This window comes from Catenulispora rubra (assembly GCF_015356825.1).
In the GTDB taxonomy this organism is placed as follows: domain Bacteria; phylum Actinomycetota; class Actinomycetes; order Streptomycetales; family Catenulisporaceae; genus Catenulispora; species Catenulispora rubra.
Genome location: NZ_JAACYW010000418.1, coordinates 1 through 7,678, shown reverse-complemented (window position 1 = coordinate 7,678; position 7,678 = coordinate 1). Strand labels below are relative to the sequence as shown.

General features: G+C 70.7%; 8 protein-coding genes. 5 read left to right on the top strand and 3 right to left on the bottom strand.

Translation table 11 applies throughout. From position 1 onward, the window contains the following. The 4 genes from GWK61_RS50920 to GWK61_RS50905 form a co-directional block, all read left to right on the top strand. Positions 1–365: ATP-binding cassette domain-containing protein (locus tag GWK61_RS50920; RefSeq protein WP_194921238.1), on the top strand; the 365-nt coding region annotated here is incomplete at its 5' end. Further along, positions 362–1,018 carry an ATP-binding cassette domain-containing protein gene (locus GWK61_RS50915; protein WP_194921228.1) on the top strand — a complete coding sequence of 219 codons (657 nt, stop codon included), beginning with the start codon at positions 362–364 and terminating at the stop codon, positions 1,016–1,018. The genes GWK61_RS50920 and GWK61_RS50915, both read left to right, overlap by 4 nt. Before the next feature lie 74 nt (positions 1,019–1,092). After that, positions 1,093–2,178, top strand: coding sequence for a PorA family protein (locus tag GWK61_RS50910; protein ID WP_194921226.1), 1,086 nt, complete (start codon positions 1,093–1,095; stop codon positions 2,176–2,178). Between the two features lie 218 nt (positions 2,179–2,396). Beyond that, a complete protein-coding gene (locus GWK61_RS50905; protein WP_194921224.1) occupies positions 2,397–3,356 on the top strand; it encodes a hypothetical protein in 960 nt (319 codons plus the stop codon). 114 nt (positions 3,357–3,470) lie between these two features. Here GWK61_RS50905 and GWK61_RS50900 read toward each other — a convergent pair whose 3' ends face one another. Then, complete coding sequence (locus GWK61_RS50900; protein ID WP_194921222.1) at positions 3,471–4,115, bottom strand: putative DNA-mimic protein; 645 nt, start codon at positions 4,113–4,115, stop codon at positions 3,471–3,473. A gap of 63 nt (positions 4,116–4,178) precedes the next feature. Between GWK61_RS50900 and GWK61_RS50895 the strand changes: the two genes are divergently transcribed. Next, a complete protein-coding gene (locus tag GWK61_RS50895) occupies positions 4,179–5,459 on the top strand; it encodes a CynX/NimT family MFS transporter (protein WP_228564334.1) in 1,281 nt (426 codons plus the stop codon). On the opposite strand, the gene GWK61_RS50890 is transcribed toward GWK61_RS50895, so the two are convergent. Next, positions 5,380–6,285: a DUF4436 family protein gene (locus GWK61_RS50890; protein WP_323748148.1), complete on the bottom strand. Its 906-nt coding sequence runs from the start codon at positions 6,283–6,285 to the stop codon at positions 5,380–5,382. The genes GWK61_RS50895 and GWK61_RS50890 overlap by 80 nt on opposite strands. After that, entirely contained in the window at positions 6,282–7,472 is a 1,191-nt protein-coding gene (locus GWK61_RS50885) for an agmatine deiminase family protein (protein ID WP_194921219.1), read from the bottom strand. The genes GWK61_RS50890 and GWK61_RS50885 overlap by 4 nt, the downstream gene beginning before the upstream one ends. Positions 7,473–7,678: the final 206 nt, after the last annotated feature.

Sequence of the window (7,678 nt, the reverse complement as noted above, 5' to 3'; positions counted from 1 at the left end):
CCACCGACCGCGCCCTGCGCCTCGCCGGCCTGTCGGCCCTACGCGACCACCCCGTCTCCGACCTCCCGACCGGCACCCTCCGCATGGTCGAACTCGCCCGCGCCCTCGCCGCCACCCCGCGCGTCCTGCTCCTCGACGAACCCGCCGCCGGCCTGGACGCCGCCGAAGCCGCCCGCCTCGCCGCGATGCTGCGCGCGCTCAGCGCCGAAGGCATGGCGCTCCTCCTGGTGGAACACGACGTCGACCTCATCGCAGAGCTCGCCGACACCGTCTGCGTGATGGCCGCCGGCCGCGTCGTCGCCCGCGGCCCGGCCGCGACGGTGCTCGCCGATCCCGAGGTCGGCGCCCTGTGGGGCAAGGCATGAGTGTCGAGGCGGAACTGCGCGACGCCCGCGTCCGCTACGGCCCCCTCGAAGCCCTGCACGGCGTCGACCTGGCCTTCCCCGCAGGCCGCGTCACGGTCCTGATCGGCCGCAACGGCGCCGGCCGCACCACGGCGCTCCGTGCCCTGGCCGGCGCGGTCCCGCTCTCCGCAGGACGCTGCCTCTGGCAAGGACGCGACGTCACCGCCCTACCCGCCTACCGCCGAGCCCGCCTCGGCCTGGCCTTCGTCCCCGCCGAGCACGCGGTGTTCGGCTCGCTGACCGTCGCCGAGAACCTGGGCCCGGACGCGCACTCCAGCCCCGAAGTCGCCGAGACCTTCCCCGAACTGCTCACCCTGTTCGACCGCCGCGCCGAGACCCTGTCCGGCGGCCAGCGGCAGCTGGTGGCGCTGTGTCGTGCCCTGCTACGCCGACCCCGCCTCCTCGTCCTCGACGAACCCGACCGCGGCCTCGCCCCGGCCGTCGTCGCCCGCCTGCACCGACGCCTGCTGGCGCTGGCGGCCGAGGGTCGCACGGTTGTGCTGGCGGCGCAGTCGCTCCCTGCGACACTCGGCGCCGCCGGAGTCGTGCACGTCCTCAACCGCGGCCGCGTCGCGTTCAGCGGCGAACCGGGGGAGCTTCCGCTGTCCGAGTGAAGCAGTACGCGGCGTTGTCACTCGTTGGGGTCCCTCAGCTGGCCTTTCGCCGTCAGCACTCGGACACTGACGCTGTGACCAAGACACGCATCGCGTGCGCCGTTGTCGGCGTGCTCTCCCTTGTCGCCGCCGCACTGATGGCGTGGTGGATCACGCCGAGCTACGTGGCCCGGATCCCGGACGGCAAGAACATCTCCCGCACCTACGAGGGGACCTTCCAGTCCCTGCTCGATCCGACGGCGCTGGCCTCGGGCAACCTGCTCGGCGCGATCAAGCAGAACGTGCCGATGTCGGTGGCGCAGGACGTGAAGGTCGAGAAGACCTCCGGCGGCAAGGCCCTGATCAGCGACTCGCGGACGACCTCGGCGGGCGGGACCAAGGTCGAGCAGACCAAGTGGGAGTACGCGGTGGACCGCAAGTCGCTGGAGGCGGTGAGCGGCCACCCCAGCAGCTGGAACGTCATCCCCGCGCAGGGGCTGACCGTGAGCTGGCCCTTCGGCGCGAAGAAGAAGAACTACCAGGGGTGGACGCCGGAGACGCAGACCGTGGCGACGCTGACGTATCTGCGGTCGGAGAAGAAGCAGGGCATCACGACCTACGCCTACGAGGCCAAGGTCCCCCCGACGAAGATCGTGGACCCGCAGATCCTGGCCACGCTGCCCAAGCAGCTGCCCTCCAGCCTGCTCAAGCTGCTCGGCACGGCCGGAGCGCTGCCCGCCGCGCAGGCCGGACAGCTGGCGCAGATCCTGCCGGAGCTGCCGGCCGAGGTGACGCTGGCGTACACGTTCCAGGACGACTCCACGTTCTGGATCGACCCGAACACCGGTCTGGTCATCGACGTGCAGCGCAACCAGCAGCGGATCGCGGCGATCGCGCTGCCGAACGGCACGACGGTCCCGCTGATCCCGGCGGTCGCGGCCACGTACCAGACCGCTCCGGCGAGCGCCCAGAAGGCGGCCGACGATGCGCGGCACGGACGCACGGTAATCCGCTGGCTCGGGGTGTATCTGCCGATCATCCTGCTGGCGCTCGGGTTCGTGCTGCTGGTGCTGGCCGGCGGGCTGGGGCTGCTGCGCGGGCGGCGGCAGCGGCCGGTGGCGCCGACCTCGGGGCCGACGTCGGCGCCAGGCGGGACATCGGCGGCGCCGCCTCAGGAGTGAGACTGCGCGACAGAATCCAGTGAAATAAGGGTGGCGGCCGAAAGGCCGCCGCCCTTTCGCATGCCCACGTATTCACGTGCATGCGCTGACGAGGCCAGACGCATGAGTCTTTTTTGCCAGCCTTTGATCCTTGTTTGACAGAACATTCCTTTACGTCCTGCCGCGGTAGTCGCACCCTGTGAATCACCGAGCACCGTACCGCACTGTCAGGAGAAGCAATGCCCACAAAGCGCTCCACCCGCCGCCTGCTTCGCAACACGGCCGCCGCCCTGGCCGCCGGAGTCGCAGCCCTCAGCTTCACCGCGGGCCCGGCCCAGGCGCACGCTCCCGCCGCCGCGAAGCACCACGGCGTCAAGCCGATCCACGCGCGCACCGTGAGCCATGCCACGCACGGCCTCACCAGCGCCAACACGCTGTCGTTGCAGACGAGCAACACCACCGGGGCCGTGTCCCCGACGCCGACGGTGTACCTCGTCTTCTGGGGTTCCCAGTGGCACTCCAACGACACCGCGGGCGTGGCCGACGACCTGCAGGGGATGTTCAACGGCCTCTACGGCGACCAGGACACCTGGGGCGCGATCATGAACCAGTACTGCGAGGGCATCGCTGCCGGCTCCACCGACTGCAGCGCCGGCGGCACCGCGATCCAGCACCCGACGTCGTCGCCGCTGGCCGGGGTCTGGTTCGACGACGCCAACGCCGAGCCGGACAGCCCGGCCGCCGCCGACCTGGCCACCGAGGCGGCCAACGCGGCGGCGCACTTCGGCAACACGACGCAGGACCCGAACAACAACGCGCAGTACGTCATCGTCTCGGCCTCCGGGACCCACCCCGACGGGTTCCCGAACAGCGGCTTCTGCGGCTGGCACGACCAGACGCAGTCCGCCTACGGGACGCTGGCCTACACGAACCTCCCGTACGTCCCCGACATGGGCGCCGGCGCCTGCACCACGGAGACCGACGGCCGCCTGCTCTCCGGCATCGAGTCCACGGAGACGCACGAGTACGCCGAATCGCTCACCGACTTCTGGCCGACCAACGGCTGGTACAACGCCAACGGCGGCGAGATCGGCGACGAGTGCGTGAACCTGGACGCCTACGAGACGCTGTCGACGGGGACCTATGACGTGCAGGGGTTGTGGTCGAACAGCGCTGACAACTGCGTGACGTCGGGCTGACGGCCGACCGGTTCGCTAGTGCTTCGCTAGTGCTTCGCGCTCACGCCTGGCGCGTGGGCGCGAAGCCTTTATGCGGCCTTCATGCGCCAGCGGGTTGCGGGTCCCGCAACCCCGTCAGCAAAAGACGATCGCGTGCCCGCTCTCCACGCTCGCCAAGCAAGCCCCGTAAAGCGCCGTCCACGCAAACCGCTCCGCATCGAACGCCTCGGCATCCGCGAACCCGCCCGCCACCGCCTCCTCCGCCGTGTTCGGCACCCCCTTCTCGTCGATCCGCACCCCGATCGCCGCCGCGAACCCCAGCAGCTCGGCCAGCAACCGCTGGCTGGACCCGACCATCCCGCCGCCCGCGACCTCCGCCTCCTCCGGCAGGAACAGCGGGTCCTCGAAGTCGACCGGGACGTAGTACCCGGCGTCGTCCGCGTGGCAGAGCAGGTGCGAGGCGAACATCGTCGACTCGTCGGCGACCTCCTCCATGTCCTCCGCGTACTCCTCCTCGCCGGCCGCAGAGGCCGCCGTCACCGGCTCGTCGTGCCCCGCGAGCGTGAACGCCCGCCGCAGGTGCGCCAGGTAGCCGTAAGGGAATCCGCCGGAGAAGTCGTGCTCGTCGTCCGTGTGGATGACCTCCGGCTCCTTCCACTCGATCCCCTCCGCCGCCAGCGCCCGCGACAGCCGCTCGAAGCCGTCGCGGTGCACCTCGAAGCCCTCGGGGTCGTTCCGCGCCTGATCACACAGCATGCCCACCGAAATTCCCAGTCCCATGACCGGATACGGTACGGCCCGCCGCCGACAGTGCCCCCTACAGGGCCGCATATGATCACCTTCATGCGCGTGGACGAGAAGGCCGCCCACGACACCGCTTCGCCCAACCCGGCCGCCCTGACCACTTCGCTGCTGATCGCGATCATCCTCGCGGCCGCGAACCTGCGCGGCGGCATCACCGGGGTCGGCCCGCTCCTGCCGACCGTCGAGCACGCCACCGGCCTGTCCGAGACGTGGGGCGGACTCCTCGTCACGCTGCCGCTGCTGACCTTCGCCTCGACCTCGCCGCTGGCCGGTCGCGCAGCACGTCGCTACGGGGCGCCGCGCGTCCTCGCGTTGTCGCTGCCGGTCCTGGCCGCCGGGCTGGTCATCCGCTCGCTGCCGGGCATCCCGTTCCTGTTCGGCGGGACCGTCGTCATCGCCGCCGCGATCGCCGTCGGCAACGTCCTGCTGCCGCCGATCGTCCGCAGCACCGTGCCGAAGGCCCGGGTCGGCCAGGTCACCAGCGTCTACGTGACCGCGATGGGCCTGGTCGCCGCGATCTCCTCGGGCGTGTCGGTGCCGCTGGCCGACGTGTTGCCCGGCGGCTGGCGCACCGCCCTGGGCTGCTGGGCGCTGCTCGCGGTGCTGGCGATCCCCGCGTGGCTGCCGCACCTGAGCCGGGAGTCGGATGCGGCGCCGGGTCCCGCAGCCATCCCCGCGAAAACCCCGAGCCTCTGGCGCTCCGCCCTGGCCTGGCAAGTCAGCCTGTTCATGGGCCTGCAGTCCCTGGGTTTCTACTCCACGATCTCCTGGCTCCCCAGCATCGTCCACGACCACGGCACCTCCGCGGCCACCGCAGGCTGGGAGCTCTTCCTGTTCCAGGCCGTGGGCCTGCTCGCCAGCGTCACCCTGCCCCTGCTCACACGCCGCAGCCCCGACCAGCGCCTGCTCGCCGCGACCACCTCCGTGCTCACCGCCGCGGGCTTCGCGCTGCTCGCCGTGGCACCGGGCCTGGCCCTGGTGACCTGCGTCCTGACCGGCTTCGGCGGCGGCGCGACGCTGGTGTTGGCCCTGACGTTCCAAGGGCAGCGCGCAGCGGAAGGACCGCAGGCCGCAGCTCTGGCCGCGATGGCCCAGTCCGTGGGCTACCTGGTGGCCGCGATCGGCCCGCTGCTGCTCGGCGCGCTGCACGGCTTCACCGGCGGTTGGGTCGTCCCGCTGACGCTGCTCGCCGCGCTCGCCGCCGTCCAGGCCGTCGTCGGGATCGGCGCCGGCCGCGACCTCACGGTGACGAGCCTGACGAGCCCTCCACCGGACGCGGCGAGCCCTCCACCCGGTTCCCCGACAACACCGTCACGATGACGCACACCGCGATGATCGCCTCGGCCCACAGGAACGCCGCGTAGTCCAGGATCGACCCGATCGGCGGGTTTCCCGGCGCGGTGTTCCGGAACGCCGCCAACGCGAACAACGATGCCGCCATCCACCCCAGCGCCGGCCACGTCAGCCCCTTGCGATGCCGTACCAGGAACCGCGCGCCGATGGCGACCGCGATCGCCAACGCCCACATCGCCGCCATCATGAACACCGCGAAGGCCAGGACACTGTCCGAGCGCGCGACGCCGACTGTGTAGACGGCTGTGCCGTTCACGGACTCGGCGTCCACCCGGGTCGCGAACAACACGTCGTTGTTGCTCAGCGTGGTGTTCACCGGGACCTGGCGCCCCTCGAACGAGGCGGTGAAGTCGATCTCGGTGTCGTACGCGTCGACGGGATAGTCGGTGATCGCCCCGCCGGACAACGCCACCGCCACGTCGGTGGTCGAGATACGCGAGTGCGCCACGTAGTTGAGGTCGGCACGGACCGCCGAGGAGGTCTGGATCACCAGATTGCCGGCGGGGGACAGGCCCTGCGGATCGGCGTACGCGCCGCGCGGCACGACCAGCACGCGCAGCGTCAGCTCCCGGCCGGCGGCGTCCACGCGCTGGATGGAGGCGGTGACGTCGATCCGGTTCGGCGCCGTGGACGCCAGGTCGTACTGGCTGTCCAGGGCCAAGCGTTCGCCGATCCAGAGCCACAGGCCGACACTCATGGCGAGCACGACGGCGACGATCACCGCGGTGGTCGCGAGCAGCCTGTGCGAATCAGCTGTCGAGCGTCCGGGCCTGCGGAACGACAGGCCGCTCACGCCGTCCCCGGCATGTCGTGCGTCGAGCAGTGGATCCCGCCTCCGCCGGCCGCGATCGCGTCGATCGCCACCGGCACCACCTTGCGCCCCGGGAAGTGCTCGCCGAGGATTCCCGCGGCCTGGTCGTCGGCGTCCGCGTCGCCGAACTTCGGCATGATCACCGCACCGTTCGCCACGAAGAAGTTCGCGTACGAGGACACGAACGCGTCCCCCTTCCCGGTGATCTTGTCCGGATCCGGCTGCGGCAGGTCCACGACCCGCACCTTGCGCCCCGCCGCGTCCGTCGCGTCGGCGAGCACCGTGCGCGCCTGGTCCGAAGCGCGTGACCAGACGTCCGAGGGCAGCCCCGGGAACGACTTGTCCAGCAGCACGGCTCCGGACGCCGCGAACCTCGCCAGACAGTCTACGTGCGCGTCGGTGATGTCCTGGCCCTTCACGCCGGTGAACCAGATCACCTTCCTGACTCCGAGTGCGGTCTTCAGCAGCTGCTCGATCTGGTCGCGGGTCTTGCCCGGGTTGCGGTTTTCGTTGACCAGCGAGCTCTCGGTGGCCATCAACGTGCCCTTGCCGTCGGTCTCCAGCGCGCCGCCCTCGGCGACCATGCCGGAGTCGATGCCCGGGATCTGGTACTTCTGGATGATCGCCGCGGCGACTCCGGCGTCCAGGGCGTGCTGTTGCTTGTTGCCCCAGCCGTTGAAGTGGAAGGTGACGCCGGCGGTCTTCCCCGCGTCCTGCACGAACACCGGCCCGGTGTCCCGGATCCACAGGTCGTCCACCGGGATCGGGATCACCTCGACGCCGGAGCCCACGGCGCTTTGTGCGGCGGCCTGCTGCTCCGGACGTGCGAGGAGTACCACGTGTTCGAAGCCGGAGATCGTCTTGGCGAGCGTGGCGATGTCCGCCTGGACGGCCGGCAACTGATCGCCCCAGATGGCGTCGGAGGCCGGCCAGGCCATGAACGTGCGCAGGTGTGGGTCCCACTCCGCGCCGAACACCCGGGTCGATGTCCCGGTGGCGCTCGGGCTCGGGCTAGTGCTCGCGCTCGTGCCCGTAGTCGAGGAGGAGCCTGCCGCTGCATCACTGCCGTCCGAGCTGCTGCTTCCACAAGCTGCCGTACCCAACGCGACTGCTCCGATTCCCAGCGCGGAGGTCAAGGCGGCGCGGCGGGAGAGGGTGCGCTCGTACATCAGGCGGCTCCGAAAGGTCAGGTCCCGTTATGGATACTCACACGACGGCCGCACTCCGGCGATCGGGGCAGGGCCGTATTGGTGCCCCACCCCGCGGTGTCCGCGCAGGCCAGCGCCCCAAGCCTGACACTGCCTGAAATTTCAGTCAAGTTGACTCTTGACTAAAACTTCAGTCAGGAACACGATACCGGCGACCGCACCACCCC

Coding starts and splice junctions, on each gene's coding strand:
- GWK61_RS50885 (WP_194921219.1), bottom strand. CDS start 7,472: ATGTACGAGCGCACCCTCTCCCGCCGCGCCGCCTTGACCTCCGCGCTG.
- GWK61_RS50915 (WP_194921228.1), top strand. CDS start 362: ATGAGTGTCGAGGCGGAACTGCGCGACGCCCGCGTCCGCTACGGCCCC.
- GWK61_RS50900 (WP_194921222.1), bottom strand. CDS start 4,115: ATGGGACTGGGAATTTCGGTGGGCATGCTGTGTGATCAGGCGCGGAAC.
- GWK61_RS50905 (WP_194921224.1), top strand. CDS start 2,397: ATGCCCACAAAGCGCTCCACCCGCCGCCTGCTTCGCAACACGGCCGCC.
- GWK61_RS50895 (WP_228564334.1), top strand. CDS start 4,179: ATGCGCGTGGACGAGAAGGCCGCCCACGACACCGCTTCGCCCAACCCG.